Genomic DNA, 16104 nt, shown 5'->3' on the forward strand with positions numbered 1-16104 from the left:
AAGGGGGATGTCTTGGCACCGGAACCTTCGATGAACGTCGATGTCACCGCGTTGAGTAACTTCGCCAAGGCGCTGACCGACGAGGCGGGCGCGATCGGCAAGCTGAATCACGGTCTGGACCAAGCCGTCGGAGCGCTTCCGGGAACCGACTGGGAAGCGACGTGCACCGCTACCAAGACCTCCGTTGACAATGCGCTGCACCGCATTTCGGACCGCGTGACCAATCTCGCCGACTCGGTGGAGCAGGCCGGTAAGGCCCTCACGATGACGGACCAGCAGTTCGCCGACGATCTGAGCAAGATCGGAATGCACGCATGACACTCACAGTTTCCGATGTCGAGAAGTGGGACCCGTCCAAGCTCGGTACGGCGAGCGGAACCGTCGGCACCACCAGCACCAGCCTCGACACGGCCATCGGCAACGCCTACAACACGATCATCAACCTGCAGTGGGACGGCAACGCGGCGGCGGTCGCCCGCACCCGCATGGACACGGAGAAGACGCGCGCGTCGGCCGTCAGCGCCGCGCTGCTGGACCTGCAGAAGGCGCTGAATCTGCATGTGGACCAACTGAACAACACGAAGAAGGCGGTGCTGGACGCGCGCGACGCGGCCATCCATCCCACGGGCAAGGAGGCGGTGCCATCGGATTCGTTCGAGGTCGCCGACACCGGCGAGGTCACCGCGACCGCCCGAAAGGCCTACTTCGACAACCAGAAAAACCTGCGAGACGACGAGAAGTCCACGCAGAAATGGATTCAGGACCTCCTCGCCGCGAACCATCGCCTTGCGATCGTCGGTGCGCTGGCGCAGGCCGAATCGGCCGCCAACGACGCGGTCAAGGCCGTCAACGACGCCAAGGTGAAGGTCGACGCGGCCTACAACGGGCTCGGGGATCCCAGTCTGGGCGTAACGGTTCCGGCCCCCACGGTCCCGAGTTCCGTCACCGCCCCGTCAACCGCGAACGACACCTCGCAGTACACCTCCAACGGCAACGGCACGACCTCGCACGGCGGCACCCACAACAGCAACATCTCCTACTCGACCCCGAGCAGCGGTAACGCCCCGACGATCAAACCGTCCGGCACCGAGAAGGAATGGATCGAACAGGCCAAGCAGATCCTGATCTCCATGGGATATTCACCCGATCAGATCAACGAACAGGCCCTCGAGATCATCATCCAGGGCGAATCCGGCGGCGACCCCAACGCCATCAACAACTACGACAGTAACGCCGCGGCAGGCCACCCCTCCAAGGGCCTGATGCAAACCATCGACAGCACCTTCAACCAATGGGCGGCCCCCGGCCACACCGACATCTGGAACCCGGTCGACAACATCGTCGCCGGCGCCCGGTATTCGATCGGCAGGTACGGCACCCTCGAACACCCCGGCGTGGTCTCCTACCTGAACGGCAACGGATACCACGGCTACTGACAGAGAGTTCCGTGGAGATCGCCGTTCACTACGTGCCGAACCTCGATGAACAGCTGCGAGCGGTTCGGCTGATCGACGCCAAGCGCCGCGCGTTTCGCATCACCGGCACGGCCGCGGCGCTGCTCATCGCCGTGGCCACCGTCTCATGCACGCCTCGGCGATTCGTACAAACGAAACCCACTCCTCCAACTGGGCGATGAGCGGAGCCGGGCCGACACCCGGCTGCAGGTCCCGCGGGTGGACGTAGACGGAGTGCTCGACTCCGACGATGGGCGTTCGATCCGGCAACCGACAGCATCAGGGTGTCTCGTGAGCCTTCATGTACGCGCGCCTGGCAACGGGAACCCTCGCCGAGGCGGATCGGGTTTGCACCGGTTAGACCTCAATGACCGGTTGCCGGCGGTCGCGGGTGATCGTGAACCGATATCAGTGCTGGCACAGTGTTCGATAGGCCCCGGCGGTGCCGGGGTACTCGCCTCGTGGTCGACCTCCACGGCCTCTTGTAAAATTAGTTAAAATTAGTCGAGACTATGCTTGATCTGCGTTTGTACGCACAGCCAGTGGATAAATCCGCTCGAAAACATCTGATGAATCGCTCACCCTCTCTGTGAGAGGACCGTCCGATGAGTTTTGCAGAGATGCGCCGGTTCCGGCGTGATCCGTTGGGTTTCCTCGAGAATCTGTGCCGGACCAGCCCGGTAGAGGTGTTCGGGCTGCCGTGGGGCGGGTGGTGTGTCGGCGATACGAGTCTGGCGCTGACGGTGTTGAGTGACCGCGCTTTCAATGCGGGGAAGTCCGGGTTCTTCGGTTCTATGCTGCCTTCGCGGTCTGCGCAGGTCGATTTCGGCCGCGCGGTGCGCGCGATTCTGCGGACGCATACGCCCGAGTACCGCGAGTCCCTGGCGGCGGCGGTGATCGAAATGCCCTCCGTCACCCGCTGGCCCGCAGCGGGGGTCGAGCTGGTGTATCGGTGCACCGCGGACGTGTTGCTGCACCCCGATGGTTCTCCCGAGTTGCGGCAGTTACTGGAGCGAAATGCACGCGTGGGCGCGCTTCGCCCGGCCCGAATGGCGCAGCGGGCGCGGGCGCAGCTGCTGCGCGCCAAGCTGTCCACCGCGCTGAACAAGCAGATCCGGGACCGGCGCAGCGCCACCGGCCGCACTGCGGAAGCCGAACCACGGGATCTGCTCGATGCCGTGATCGGTGCCTGTCCCGACGGCGTCGCCGATACAACGGTGGCGCAGCTTTATGTGCTGATGTTCCGGTCCATTGTGGGACCGCTGGGCTACTCGCTCGCGTGGTCGGTGCTGCTGGGCAGTCTCCACTCTCCCGGCTCACCATGGCCTTGGCCCGTCGACTGGGTGGTACGTGAGGCCCAGCGGCACCGGCCAGTCTCCTGGATGGTCAGCCGTCCCGTCCCCTATCCCGCCGAGTTCGGGGGGATCGCCTTCCAGACCGGCGACCTGCTGTCCGTCAGCCCCTATCTGCTCCATCACGACAACAAACACTGGACCAGACCAGGGGCATTCCAACCCGACCGCTGGATTCGACCGAGCGAACAGGGCCCACTTGTGCCTTTCAGTTCCGGCCCCTTCACCTGCGCCGGCGCCGCGGTCGCCCACGATCTGGTCACCGATGCAGCCACCACCCTCATCGAGAACACCTCTCTGCGCGTCATCGGCGGCGGTGATACCCGCCCGATCGTGACCAATGCCGCGACCCCCAGGCCGTTCACCCTGCGGCGTACCCCACAAGCCCTGTCCGCGCCCGACCGAGCCCCAGGAAGGAGGTGACATCATGATCAAGGCATTGCGGTTCATCATCACCAACAAGCCGACCCGTTCCTGGAACCCCGCTGAATACGGATGATTCTGCTACCGGCTGGATGGCTCGACCAACGCCAACCAGCTCTCGGTCATCGGTGGCGCCCCCGATGACATCGCGTTTCCACCGGGGGCTTTGGAGTGAATGAAACGTCCCGAGATCCCCAACCTGTATCTGTATGGCGGGGATTCGGGGGCACCATCGTGGTGGGACAAGATCGTTGTAGATGACCCGGAAGCGGTGAACCTCCATGTCCAGGGCATCGCCGTCGGCGATCACGCCACGGAACAAGTGCTCGTATTTCAAGGTGCCGAAGAACCGCTCGATCACACCGTTCGCCTGGGGTGATCGCACCCGCGCCGCATTCCGCGCTGACCGGACCGGCCGGCGCGGATGCGTGGAAGATCAACGGGCAGGGGTCATCTGAGCCCGCCGATCGGACGTCGTCAGTGCACGGTCGTGCCGACTACCGTGCGTACAGAAGGCGTGGAGTGATGAGATCATCGCCGCCCATATGGTTTTCGGCGGTCGTGTCGGCGAGCAGCCGAGACTGTGGGTCAGTTCAAGCAAGGTCAGGGCTTCGACAGTGGGTCGGGTGCGATGCGGAGTAGTTGTTTGCCGAGGTTGCGCCCTTCGAAGAGGCCGCGCAGCATGGCTGGCGCGAGTTCGAGGCCCTCCTGGATATCTTCGGCGTACACGATGTGACCTTGGGTCATCCATTCGTGTAGCCGACCGAATGCCTCCGGGAATCGGTCGAGGTAGTCCAGAAAGATGAATCCCTCCATCCGTGCCCGCTTGAGTCCGAGCTGCATGTAGTTGCGTGGTCCAGGAGGTGGTTCGCCCGCCTCGTAGCCGGAAGAGATGCTGCCGCAGACCACGATTCGGGCTCGCTCGGCGATATTCGCCAGTCCAGCGTCCAAGATGGCGCCGCCGACGTTGTCGAAGAACACGTGGACACCATCGGGAGCCAATTCGTGCAACCGCGCCTCGACGTCGTCGGCCTTATAGTCGATGCACGCATCGAACCGGGCGATTTCGGTGACCCAGGTGCACTTGGCGGTTCCGCCCGCGATCCCGATCACCCTGCATCCCAGCGCTTTTGCGATCTGGCCTGCGATGGACCCGGTCGCGCCGGCGGCTCCGGACACCAGCACGGTATCCCCGGCCGAGGGTCTGCCGATATCGATCATGCCGAAGTAAGCGGTAAGTCCGGTCGCGCCGAAGATGCCGAGCATCGCCTTGGGCTCGATGCCTGGCGGAACGACATTCAGTCCCAGCAGCCCCTGACCCGAGGCGATCGTGTAGTCCTGCCATCCGACCATCCCGAAAACCCAGTCTCCCACTGCGTAGTCGGTGTTGCGGGATGCCACCACCTGCCCGACGCCACCGGCGCGCATCACCGCACCGAGTGGCACTGGATCCATGTAGTTCGGGCCGTCATTGAGCCAGCCCCGCTGAGTCGGATCGACAGCCAGCCAGACCACCCTGACAAGTGCCTCATCCGGGCCGGGGGTCGGTACAGAGCCGCTCCTGAGCTCGAAGCTACTGTCGTCAACCATGCCTACCGGTCGTTTGACAAGAAACCATTGGCGATTCACCCGGCGAAGCTAACCCGCCTATCCGATCACTGTCATCCGAATTTCCGGGTCTCGCACCTGCCGCGGGCACCGCCGGCTGTGCCTCGATGCGCCGAGGCCCGATCACGCCACCCGCGCGCCACGGAGGACGCGATGTGCCGTCGCTACGCCGCAGTAACCTCCATGATCGCGCTCAACCCGATCGGCAGCCGCCAAGCCCAGGGCATCCGCACACCTCCCCTCGACATCGAGGCAAATCGGACATCCCCTACGGGCGAGTACGGAGATCTCGGCGTAACGAAGTGGGGTGCGAGCCGTAAAGTCATTCACAAGTAGCACCGCACGAAGAACGCGGCACACCGTGCAGCGCGAGGAGCACCAGTGTCACTCGATCAGCCACTCGCCCCGCTTCCCCAGGAGGGCATGGGCTTCGCCACGGCGTGGCCCATCCGGGCTGGTGATGTGGATCCTTACAACCGTTTACGGCTCGACGCGGTCGCGCGGTACCTGCAGGACGTGGCGTGGGAGGAGTTGCAGAGCGGCTTCTTCCAGCGGACGGACCCGGTGTGGGTGGTGCGGCGCACGGTCATCGATGTGGTTCGGCCGATTCTGTGGCCGGACCGGGTGGAGCTGCGGCGCTGGTGCTCGGCGATGTCCACGCGGTGGACCAATATGCGGGTCCGGATCACCAGCGAGAACGGCGGTCTCATCGAGACCGAGGGTTTCTGGATCAATCTGAACGAATCGACCATGATGCCCACGCGGATCAGTGACGAGGGCCTGGCGCACCTGTCCCGCACCACCACCGAGACGCGGCTGCGCTGGCGGCCGTGGCTGACCGACGCGACACCGCCGGAATCGGATGTCGATCTGCCGTTCCCGGTGCGCGCCACCGACATCGACCAGTTCAACCACGTCAACAATGCCGTCTACTGGCAGGCCGTGGAGCACTCCCTGATCGACCACCCCAAGCTCGTGGCCGGGCCACATCGGGCGGTCATCGAATACGTCGCGCCGGTGCTGGCACGCGAGCACATCAACGTGCGCAGCCGTTCCGAATCCGGCGACCACACCGGCAATCCGGCCCTTCGCCTGTGGTTCGTCGTCGGTGGCGCCACGACCACGGTGGTGCGGATCGGCCCGCTCCCGGCCTGAGCGCCCGAGTCGAACCGACCGGACCGGGGCGCAGCAGCCACAGCCAGGGCGCCGCCCGTGACCAGCACGGGTCGTCCAGCAGCACCTTGCGAACCTGTGGGTCGATGCCGTCGGCGGGAATTGCCCACCGGACGGCACGCACGCAACCCGAACGCCTTGCCATCGAATATCGACTGGACAAGGTATTCCGTCGAGCACGACCATTCCCGGCCGGCCGGGGGGCGATTTACCCCCGGGCCGCCTTGAGCAGATCCTCGCGAGAGGTGAGCTTGACCCGCGGCCGCCCGCCGGACTTGCCCGCACCCTTCTCGGCCGCGTCGATGGCCTTCCAGCCCTCGCGGTCCACCCGTTCCGGCTGCCGCTGCTCGAGCAGCGCCTTCAGCGCGGCCCGATCACCCTGCGGCGCCTCGAGTTTGCCCGCGGTGAAATCGGCGAGGAGCTGCTCGACGGTCTCGGTGGCATCGACCCGGTTGGAGCCGATGACGCCGCGCGGGCCGCGCTTGATCCAGCCGGAGACGTAGATCCCCGCCAGGTGCGAGCCGTCCGCGACGACCCGGCCGTGCTCGTTCGGGATGGTGCCGCTGCGCTCGTCGAAGGGCAGCTCGCCGACGGGCTGACCGCGGTAGCCGATCGACCGCAGCACCAGCGAGGCGGGCAGTGACTCGGTGCGATCCGAGGCACGGGCCACCAGCTGCCCGTTCTCGCTGACCAATTCGTTGTGGACGAAGTCGATTCCCTCGACGTGGTCGGCGCCGGTGATCGCCGTCGGCGAGGTCAGGTAGCGGAAGACGATGCGCTTGTTGGCCGGATTCGCCGCCTTGGCGGCATACTCCTGCGCGAGTTCGTATTTCAGGCGCTGCGAGGGCTCGATCTCCGGATCATTCAGCAGCGCTCGGCTTTCCGGATCCAGTTCCAGCTCGGCGGGGTCGATGACGACGTCGATGCCCTTCAGGTGGCCGAGCGCCAGGAACTCCGAGGAGGTGTACGCGGCCTGCAGCGGGCCGCGGCGGCCCAGCACGACGACCTCGCGGATGTTGCTCTGCCGCAACGCATCCAGGGCGTGATCGGCGATATCGGTCTTGGCCAGCTCGTCCGGGGACAGGGTGAGCACGCGCGCCACGTCCAGTGCGACGTTGCCGTTGCCGACGATCACCGCACGCTCGCCCGACAGGTCGAAGGTGCGCTCGGCGTAGTCGGGATGCCCGTTGTACCAGGCCACGAACTCGGTCGCGGAATGGCTGCCGGGCAGATCCTCGCCGGGCACGTTCAGGTGGCGATCGGTGGAGGCACCGACCGCGTAGATCACCGCGTGGTGGTGCTCCAGCAGCTCCTCGTGCGAAATATGCTTCCCCACCTCGACATTCAGGTGGTACTGCAGGGTGTCGCGGCGGAATGCGCTCTCGAACATGCTCGATACCCCCTTGGTGCCGGGATGGTCGGGCGCGACACCCGCGCGCACCAGCCCCCACGGCGTGGGCAGCCGGTCGAACATCTCCACCTCGACGTCGGCGCGGCGCAGCAGCTCGTCGGCCGCATAGCAGGCCGCGGGACCGGCCCCGACGATCGCGACCCGCAGCGTGCCCAGTTCCTTCGGCGGGCGCGCGGGCGTCACCAGCGGATCGAAATTCGACTCGAGCGGATGGCGCTGGAAGTACGCGGCGTTGATGTCCCCGAACCGGGCCAGGGAGGCGGTCAGATCATCCTCGGCGAAGATGGCGTCCACCGGGCAGGCATCCACGCAGGCGCCGCAGTCGATGCAGGTGTCGGGGTCGATGTAGAGCTGCTCGGTCGTCGCGAACTCGGGTTGTTCCGGAGTCGGACGAATGCAATCGACCGGGCACTCGGGTACGCAGCTGGCATCGTTGCAACAACGCTGCGTGATCACATAGGCCATATCTCGCAGATCCTCGAAAACATCCTCGGGCTGATCCCCGCCCCGGGGTCGGAGCAGGGCATGCGTCACACCCCTCGCCCATGAGCAATGGACGTGACGTCACTCCCAGTGTGCCTCGAGAGTGAGCGCGATCTCTCATCAGGAGGTGCCCGGGGCGGGTCGGCGACACCCCGGCCACGCCCGAGCGGCCGAGAAACGCCGATGCCTACCTTGGGTGTTCGCGACGGCGGCCTACGGTAGTGCCATGGCGCGGACCCTCATTCTGATGCGGCACGGCAAGTCGGATTACCCCGAGCGTGTCGTCGACCACGAGCGCCCGCTGGCCCCGCGCGGGCGGCGGGAGGCCGGGCTGGCCGGAGAGTGGTTACGGGCGACGCAACCGCCGATCGATGCGGTGCGCTGCTCGACCTCGGTCCGCACCCGCCAGACACTCGCCGCGACGGGTATCACCGCGCCGGTGGAATTCGAGTCCTCCATCTACGACGCGACGCCGGACGCACTGCTCGAGCTGATCCAGCTCACCGATGACGAGGTCGGCACGCTGCTGCTGATCGGACACGCGCCGGGAATGCCGCAGACGGCATGGGAATTGGCCGCGGACCGCACAGGCACGGCCGCCACCGAGCTGAGCCGCAAGTTCCCCACCTCGGCGCTGGCTGTGCTCGCGTTCGACCTGCCGTGGGCGCGGGTGGATACGGGAACCGGCGAGCTGGTGACGTTTCACGTGCCGCGCTAGGCGCGGCTGGGCCTCAGTGCAGCAGGCGGCCGCGCACGACGACGACCACGCCGAGCACGATCAGCAGCACCAGGGCCACGAACCAGTTGGTCAGCCACCACACGACCCCCAGGACCGCGAGCACCGGCAGCAGCGCGATCGCGGCGATGACCGGGCTCTCCCTGAGTGTCTCCAGCGCCGAACGCGCCCTGATCCGATCGATCTCTTTGGACATGTTTTCAGGGTAGGCGCGCACCCCCCGATTGGGCATGGGTGAAGACCCTGAACTTGTCGGTGCCCGGTGCCATGCTGATGCCCATGGACTGGAAAATCGAACTTGTCGCGATCCCCGTCACCGACGTCGATCGCGCCAAGAACTTCTACACCTCCATCGGCTTCAATGCCGACTTCGACGAGACCCCCACCGAGGACATCCGCTTCGTCCAGCTCACCCCGCCGGGGTCGGGCTGTTCGATCTGCCTCGGCAAGGGCATCACCGATGCCGCACCGGGCAGCGTGGTCGGCATGCAGATGGTCGTCTCCAGTGCGGAGCAGGCCTATCAGCAGCTGATCGCCGCGGGCGTCGAGGCCTCTCCGGTCAAGGACGAGGGCTGGGGCCTGTTCACCTACTTCGCCGACCCCGACGGCAACAAGTGGGCGGTCCAGGAGATCCCCCAGCGCGGCTGAGCCGCCGCTTCCCCGGCGGTCCGGAACAAGTCCGGCGGCGCTGGACGTTGCTTGGAGTGCACTCCAGGTGACTACGGTGGTGGGGGTCGAGGGAAGGACGAATTATGGGCGTGGCCACATGGGACACGATCACCGAGAGCGGTCATCCCGACTACGAGCGGCCGCGCTACTCGATCGGTGAGGCCTCCGAGCTGTCCGGCCTCACCCGCGACACGCTGCGCTGGTACGAGCGGATCGGCCTGCTCGCCTCGGTGGGCCGCGACCACACCGGTAAGCGCCAATTCAGCGATCGGGACCTGAATTGGCTGTCGCTGATCGGCAGGCTGCGCCTCACCGGGATGTCGGTCGCGGACATGATCCGGTACGCCGAACTGGTCCGCGCCGGGGAGTCCACCTATCCCGAGCGCCTCGAGATGTTCCGGCACACCCGGGCCGAGGTTCTGGCCCAGATCGAAGAACTGAAGCAGACCGTGGCGGTGCTGGACCGCAAGATTGCCCTGTACGAGAGCAATGTGCCGACAGAACAGCAGGCCGCGGCGGGGTGCATGGATCTGAGCGTGGCGAACTGCGCACCGTCGGCTGCCATCCCGTCCGCCGCGCCCATGGCGACGGTCTGATACCGCAACCGCATATCCGCGTCGTCCCGGCGGCGCGGCGATGTATCGAACCGGCAGTAACGTGAAAACGCTGTGGGGGCAGGCGATGTGGCGAACACTGGGGCCTGATCGATAACCCTGAACCACATCGTCTGGAGGCCGCCGTGCCCGACCGGGAAACCTTCGACTACATCATCGTCGGCGCGGGCAGCGCCGGATGCGTTCTGGCCCACCGCCTCAGCGAGGATCCGGCGGTGTCGGTGTTGCTGCTCGAGGCGGGTCCGGTCGACGCCGCGGACGAGATCACCATTCCCGCGGCCTGGGGCAAGCTGCTGGGCACCCGCTGGGATTGGCGCTACGAGACCACCCCACAGAAGCAGTTGGACTCCCGGCCCGTCTATTGGCCGCGCATGAAGGCCCTGGGCGGCTGCTCCTCGATGAACGCGATGATCTACATGCGGGGCAATCGCGCCGACTACGACGGCTGGCGGCGCGATTTCGGCGCCGAGGGCTGGGGATACGAGGAGGTACTGCCGTACTTCCGCAAGTCGGAGACCAATACCGGCATCGTCTCCGAGTATCACGGCACCGACGGCCCGCTGCACGTGGAGAACCGGCGGTACACCCACCCCCTCACCGATGCGTGGGTCGATGCCGCCGTCGCCGCCGGGCTGCCCCGCGCCGAGGATTTCAACGGCGCCTCCCAGGAGGGCGCGGGCCGCTTCCAGGTGACCCACCACAACGGACGCCGCTGGTCCACCGCGGACGGGTATCTGCGCCCGGCGCTGTCCCGGCCCAACCTCACCCTGCACACGGACGCGCTCGTCACCCGGGTGGTGCTCGACGGCGGCCGCGCGATCGGCGTCGACTATCTCCGGGCGGGCGCGGCGCACACCGCGCGGGCCGGCGCCGAGGTGCTGCTGTCGGGCGGAGCGATCAATTCGCCACAGCTGCTGCTGCTTTCGGGCATCGGCCCGGCCGCGCAGCTGCGCGAATTCGGCATCGACGTGGCGCTGGACCTGCCGGGGGTCGGCGAGAATCTGCACGATCATCCGGTGACGCCGATGCTGTGGCGCACCCAGGGCATCTCGGACCTGGGCGATTTCGAGACCCCGCTGCGGCTGCTGCAGTGGCAGCTGGGCGGGCGCGGGCCGCTGACGTCGAATATCGGCGAGGGCGGCGGATTCGTGCACACCCGCGCCGGTCTCGAGGCCCCCGACATGCAGTACCACGTGGCCCCGACGGAGTTCTACGACAACGGATTCAACGAGCGCACGGCCGCGACGTTCACCGCCGGGGCGACGCTCGTGGAGGTGCACAGCCGCGGCCGGCTGCGGCTGCGGTCGGCCGATCCGCAGTGGCGACCGGCCCTGGATCCGTCGTACCTGTCCGATCCGCGCGATATGGACGCACTCGTCGCGGCGTGTCGCCAGCTCGTCGAGATCGCCTCGCACGCACCGCTTTCCCGCTATCTCGAGCGCATGCATCTCCCCGAATCGGATACCGAAGATGCGTTGCGCACCCACGTCGAGCGCTTCACCCAGACCCTGTTCCACCCCGCCGGCACCTGCGCAATGGGCACGGGCGAGCTTTCGGTGGTGGATCCGGAGTTGTGCGTGCGAGGGATTGATGGGCTGCGCGTCGTGGACGCCTCGATCATGCCGCGCGTCGTGCGCGGAAATACCAATGCGCCGACGGTGATGATCGCCGAGAAGGCCGCCGATCTCATCCGCGGGCGTCACTCCGAGCCCGTGTCCGCCGCCGCCGCGAAGGAGAGCAACCGATGACCGCTACACATGAAATCGCCACTGCCACAGCAACTTTCGATGTTCACAGCCCGGGTACCGGCGAGGTCGTCGGGACCTATCCGATCCAGACCCGGGAGGAGGCCGTCGCGGCGGTCGACCGCGCCCGCGAGGCCTTCGGCTGGTGGTGCGAGCTCACCTATACACAACGGGCGGAACGGCTTTCGAAGTTCGCCGGGCTGATCGTGCGCCGGCTGGAGCAGCTGGCCGCGCTCATCCACGACGAGACCGGCAAGCCCTACTCCGACGCGAGCCTGGAGGCCGCCCTTGCCATCGAGCATCTGGTCTGGGCCGGTAAGAATGCACGAAAGGTGCTGGGCCGCAAGAGTTCCCGTGTCGGACTGCTGAGTATCAACAATGCCGCCTCGGTGGAACACAAGCCGCTGGGCGTCATCGGGGTGATCGGCCCGTGGAACTATCCGGTGTTCACCCCGCTGGGCTCCATCGTCTACGCGCTGGCAGCGGGCAATGCCGTGGTGTTCAAGCCCAGCGAGTTCACCCCCGGCGTCGGCCGGTGGCTGGTCGACATGTTCGCCCAGATCGTCCCGGAACGGCCGGTGTTGCAACTGCTCACCGGCGACGGGTCGACCGGCGCGGCGCTGTGCCGGGCGGGCGTGGACAAGATCGCGTTCACCGGGTCGACCGCGACCGCCAAGAAGGTCATGGCGGTCTGTGCGGAATCGCTGACCCCGCTGGTCGCCGAGTGCGGCGGCAAGGATGTGCTGATCGTCGACGCCGACGCCGATCTGGACGCCGCGGCCGAGGCCGGGGTGTGGGCGGGGATGGCGAACGCCGGACAGTCCTGCATCGGCACCGAGCGGGTCTACGTGCACGAACGGGTCTACGACGCCTTCCTGGACAAGCTGGTCGCGCGCGCCGGGGAGCTGCGGGCCGGCGTCGATACGGAGGCGAAGATCGGCCCGATCACCATGCCCGAGCAGGTCGAGGTCATCCGGCACCACATCGAGGACGCGCTCGCACGCGGCGCCCGGGCCCTGGTCGGCGGCGTCGAGATCCAGGGGCAGGTGGTGCAGCCGACCGTGCTGGTCGACGTGCCCGAGGACGCGTCGGCGGTCACCGAGGAGACCTTCGGTCCCACCCTGACCGTCGCCAAGGTGCGCGACATGGACGAGGCCGTCACCCGGGCCAACGCCACCCGGTACGGCCTGTCGGCGGCCGTGTTCTCCAAGGGCCGCGGCCGCGAGCTGGCCGATCGGCTGCGCACGGGCATGGTCAGCGTCAACGCCGTCTTCAACTTCCCGTCCATCGCCTCGCTCCCCTTCGGCGGCGTCGGGGATTCCGGATTCGGCCGCATCCACGGCCCGGACGGGTTGCGCGAGTTCACCTACGCGCACGCGGTGGCCCGGCAGCGCTTCGCGCCGCTGATGGCGCTGACCACCTTCGCCCGCACGGCCGAAACCGATCAGAAGGTCGCCAAGATGCTGACGCTGTTGCACGGGAGGAAATAGAACTGGACTCGGCGCACCCGCATCCCGGGTGGTGCGCCCCTCCTCGGCGCACCGCAGCCCGAATCGCGCTCCCATATCCTCGGGAGGAATACACCGTGAGTGTGCGCAGGCATGAACGCACGTCAGCAGCGAAGGAGACGCCACCAGTGACCTCCACCGAAATTCATGACGCCCTACGCGCGGCGATGGCGGGCATCGATGCCATGCCCGCCGTGGAGGAGCACTGGCAGCAGATCTATCGGCAGCTGCATTCGCACCCCGAGCTGTCCCATGCCGAATTCGATACCGCGAAGCTGGTCGCGGACGAGCTACGGGCGATGCCGGGCTGGGAGGTGACCGAGGGCGTGGGCGGTACCGGAGTGGTCGGCGTGCTCGGCGGCGGGCCGGGGCCGGTGGTCTGGTTGCGGGCGGATATGGATGCGCTGCCGGTGCAGGAGGAGACCGGGCTCGACTACGCCTCGCGCAATCCCGGTGTCATGCACGCGTGCGGGCACGATGTGCACGTCACCGCACTGCTGGGCGCGTGCGCGCGGCTGGCCATGGAACCGGCGTTGTCCGGCACCGTCGTCGCAGTCTTCCAGCCCGCCGAGGAGGTCGGCTCCGGGGCGGAGGGCATGATCGCCGACGGGATACTGGATCGTTTTCCGCGTCCGGGGATCGTGCTGGGACAGCATGTTGCCCCACTTCCCGCCGGGGTGATCGTCAGCCGGGGCGGGGCGCTGATGGCGGCGTCCGATTCGATCCGGGTGCGGCTGTTCGGCGCGGGCGGGCACGCCTCGATGCCGCACGCCGCGGTGAATCCGCTGACCATGGCCGCCTCGCTGGTACAGCGGCTGCAGGGCCTGGCCGCCCAGCAGTCCTCGCTGCCGGCCTCGCCGGTGCTCACGCCCGGATCGCTGCACGTGGGCACCCGCGCGAACATCATCGCCGAGGACGCCGAACTGCTGCTGAGCCTGCGGACCTTCACCGAGACCTCGCGCGAGACCGTCCTGGCGGGCATCCGCCGGATGGCCGCCGCCGAGGCCGAATCCGCTGGGGCGCCGAAGGATCCGATCGTCGAGGTGTTCGACAGCTTTCCGCTGACCGTCAATACCGAGCAGGACACCACCCGGCTGCTCGGCGCCTTCGCCGCGAGCGGCTTCCTGGCGATCCCGCTGCCCAATCCGGTCACCGGCAGCGAGGATTTCGGGGCCTTCGCCACCGCGGCGGGCTGTCCGTCGGTGTTCTGGCACATCGGCGGCTTCGACCTGGATCGGTACAGCGCCGACGATCTGGGGCGGATGCACCAGGAGATGGTGCTGCCCGCCGGGACCGCCTCCAACCACTCCCCCAGGTTCGCGCCCGATCCGGACCGGGCGCTCGGCCCGGCGATCAACGCGCTGGTGGTTGCGGCCCGCGGCGAGTTCGCTCACTAGAACCGCCGCGCGCCGCAGACCGGCATCTCCGAGAGCGGCGTGACCTCCACGCCGCGGCCGTAGGTAGAGGCGTGCACGACCTTGCCGTCGCCGATGTAGATGGCCGAATGCTCGCCGCCGTAGAAGGAGACCATGTCACCCTCCTGCAGATCGTTCATCGAGACCGGGGTGCCGGAGCGGAGCTGCGCGTAACTCGTGCGGGGCAGATCGACATCGGCCTGCTTGTAGGACCACTGCACGAGGCCGGAGCAGTCGAAGGCGTTGGGCCCCGCCGAGCCGTACTCGTAGGCGGCTCCGATCTTCGACTTCGCGGCCTCGGCGGCCCGCTCGCCGACGGTCTTGCGGGGCGCGACGTGCACGGCCGGGGCCGGCGGCGCGACCAGAGCCGAGTGCAACATGGTCGCCAGCGTCGCCGCGGCCCGCGTATCGAACTGCGGGAGGGTGAGCGGCTGCCGGAGCGCGGCCGCGAGGGAGGCGATGGCATCGCGCGCCGAATCCAGGACCGGCAGGCCCGAGTTGAGCTCGGGCACAACCGAAGCAGGAACGGGTCGGGCCGAGGCGGGTGTGGATGCCATCGCCTCGCGATCAGGCAGGGCCGATTCGACAGCGGGCACAGCCGTTGCGCGTGCGGGCAGGATCGTCTCGCGGATCGGTAAGACCGATTCGACCGAGGGCGCCATCGCTGCCTGCGCGGGTCGAATCGCCTCACGTGCGGACGGGATCGAATCAGCGGCGGGCACAAGCGAAGCGCGTGTCGACAGCGTTGGTTCGTGTGCGGTCCGCGCCGAATCGGCCGCCGGCACAACCGAAACGGGTGCGGGCAGAATCGCCTCGCGCATAGGTAGGGCCGATTCGAGCGCCGGAAGCACCGACGCATGTGACTGCGCGGGAAGCGGCAGAACCGATTCGAGCGCGGTGACCACCAAAGCGAACCCGGGCGAAGACGCCGCGGGAATCGACAGGACCGCAGTGCGCGCGGCCGCGGGGCGTGCGGATCGAATCACCTCGCGGATGGGCAGGGCCGACTCGGCCGCGGGCGCAACAGCGGCGGGCGCGGGCAGAATCGCTTCGCGCACCGACAGGGTCGCCTCGAACGAGGGCCGGAGGGACCGAATCGCCTCGCGGACGGGCACGGCCGACTCGACTGCGGGCACGACGAAAGTGGGTGCGGGTGCGGAAGCCGCAGGAATCGGCAGGACCGTGGCGCGCGGGGGCGCGGATGCGGCGGGCGACGATGCGGGGCCGAAGGATTCGATGCCGAGCACATTGAGGGTGCGCGCCGGGCCGCGTGATTCGACCGCGGGCGCTGCGCCGGGGAGCCCGGCGCGCGGCACATCGCTCGAGTGCGGTACCTCGATCACGCCGATTCCGGGAACGGTCACCGGCTGCGCGAAGGCCTGGCCGGTGGTCACGAGCATGGCGCCGATCGCGCCGAGAGTGGCGGCCCCTGCGGCCAGCACGAACCAGAGTATTCGCCGCAGACAGCGGATATATCTAACTTCGTCGGTTCCTGCACTCATGTTGCGGTCCT

At 67.5% G+C, this 16104-nt stretch carries 15 protein-coding genes; 10 read left to right on the forward strand and 5 right to left on the reverse strand.

Features of this window, described 5'->3' with window-relative positions; translation table 11 throughout:
* Positions 1–30: 30 nt before the first annotated feature.
* From ABH933_RS18585 to ABH933_RS18595, 3 genes are all read left to right on the forward strand, one after another.
* Complete coding sequence (locus ABH933_RS18585) at positions 31–318, forward strand: hypothetical protein (RefSeq protein ID WP_429420306.1); 288 nt, start codon at positions 31–33, stop codon at positions 316–318.
* Positions 315–1436, forward strand: coding sequence for a transglycosylase SLT domain-containing protein (locus ABH933_RS18590; protein WP_429420304.1), 1122 nt, complete (start codon positions 315–317; stop codon positions 1434–1436). Before ABH933_RS18585 ends, ABH933_RS18590 begins: the two co-directional genes overlap by 4 nt.
* Positions 1437–2059: 623 nt before the next feature.
* Positions 2060–3229: a cytochrome P450 gene (locus tag ABH933_RS18595; protein ID WP_429420302.1), complete on the forward strand. Its 1170-nt coding sequence runs from the start codon at positions 2060–2062 to the stop codon at positions 3227–3229.
* On the opposite strand, the gene ABH933_RS18600 is transcribed toward ABH933_RS18595, so the two are convergent.
* Positions 3168–3614, reverse strand: coding sequence for an integrase core domain-containing protein (locus ABH933_RS18600; protein WP_429455050.1), 447 nt, complete (start codon positions 3612–3614; stop codon positions 3168–3170). The genes ABH933_RS18595 and ABH933_RS18600 overlap by 62 nt on opposite strands.
* A gap of 218 nt (positions 3615–3832) precedes the next feature.
* The gene (locus ABH933_RS18605) at positions 3833–4858 is read right to left on the reverse strand and encodes an NADP-dependent oxidoreductase (protein ID WP_429420298.1); all 1026 of its coding nucleotides are present in this window, start codon (positions 4856–4858) and stop codon (positions 3833–3835) included.
* A 360-nt stretch (positions 4859–5218) separates the two neighbouring features.
* On the opposite strand from ABH933_RS18605, the gene ABH933_RS18610 reads away from it, so the two are divergent.
* Positions 5219–5992 (forward strand): acyl-[acyl-carrier-protein] thioesterase, encoded by a 774-nt coding sequence (locus ABH933_RS18610; protein WP_429420295.1) that lies wholly within the window; start codon positions 5219–5221, stop codon positions 5990–5992.
* 226 nt (positions 5993–6218) lie between these two features.
* Here ABH933_RS18610 and ABH933_RS18615 read toward each other — a convergent pair whose 3' ends face one another.
* Positions 6219–7886 (reverse strand): FAD-dependent oxidoreductase, encoded by a 1668-nt coding sequence (locus ABH933_RS18615; protein WP_429420849.1) that lies wholly within the window; start codon positions 7884–7886, stop codon positions 6219–6221.
* Positions 7887–8130: 244 nt separating this feature from the next.
* On the opposite strand from ABH933_RS18615, the gene ABH933_RS18620 reads away from it, so the two are divergent.
* Positions 8131–8622 carry a SixA phosphatase family protein gene (locus ABH933_RS18620; protein WP_429420293.1) on the forward strand — a complete coding sequence of 164 codons (492 nt, stop codon included), beginning with the start codon at positions 8131–8133 and terminating at the stop codon, positions 8620–8622.
* 13 nt (positions 8623–8635) lie between these two features.
* On the opposite strand, the gene ABH933_RS18625 is transcribed toward ABH933_RS18620, so the two are convergent.
* Complete coding sequence (locus ABH933_RS18625; RefSeq protein WP_215916249.1) at positions 8636–8836, reverse strand: hypothetical protein; 201 nt, start codon at positions 8834–8836, stop codon at positions 8636–8638.
* An 83-nt stretch (positions 8837–8919) separates the two neighbouring features.
* Between ABH933_RS18625 and ABH933_RS18630 the strand changes: the two genes are divergently transcribed.
* The 5 genes from ABH933_RS18630 (at position 8920) to ABH933_RS18650 (ending at position 14573) form a co-directional block, all read left to right on the forward strand.
* The gene (locus ABH933_RS18630; RefSeq protein ID WP_429420291.1) at positions 8920–9288 is read left to right on the forward strand and encodes a VOC family protein; all 369 of its coding nucleotides are present in this window, start codon (positions 8920–8922) and stop codon (positions 9286–9288) included.
* Between the two features lie 104 nt (positions 9289–9392).
* The gene (locus ABH933_RS18635) at positions 9393–9905 is read left to right on the forward strand and encodes a MerR family transcriptional regulator (RefSeq protein WP_429420289.1); all 513 of its coding nucleotides are present in this window, start codon (positions 9393–9395) and stop codon (positions 9903–9905) included.
* Between the two features lie 143 nt (positions 9906–10048).
* Complete coding sequence (locus ABH933_RS18640; RefSeq protein WP_429420287.1) at positions 10049–11671, forward strand: GMC family oxidoreductase; 1623 nt, start codon at positions 10049–10051, stop codon at positions 11669–11671.
* A complete protein-coding gene (locus tag ABH933_RS18645; protein ID WP_429420285.1) occupies positions 11668–13158 on the forward strand; it encodes an aldehyde dehydrogenase family protein in 1491 nt (496 codons plus the stop codon). Before ABH933_RS18640 ends, ABH933_RS18645 begins: the two co-directional genes overlap by 4 nt.
* A 185-nt stretch (positions 13159–13343) precedes the next feature.
* A complete protein-coding gene (locus ABH933_RS18650) occupies positions 13344–14573 on the forward strand; it encodes an amidohydrolase (RefSeq protein ID WP_429420847.1) in 1230 nt (409 codons plus the stop codon).
* Here ABH933_RS18650 and ABH933_RS18655 read toward each other — a convergent pair.
* Positions 14570–16093, reverse strand: a complete 1524-nt coding sequence (locus tag ABH933_RS18655) for an NlpC/P60 family protein (protein ID WP_429420283.1) — start codon at positions 16091–16093, stop codon at positions 14570–14572. The genes ABH933_RS18650 and ABH933_RS18655 overlap by 4 nt on opposite strands.
* Positions 16094–16104: the final 11 nt, after the last annotated feature.

It is taken from the genome of Nocardia sp. GP40 (assembly GCF_050434125.1).
GTDB lineage: Bacteria > Actinomycetota > Actinomycetes > Mycobacteriales > Mycobacteriaceae > Nocardia > Nocardia albiluteola.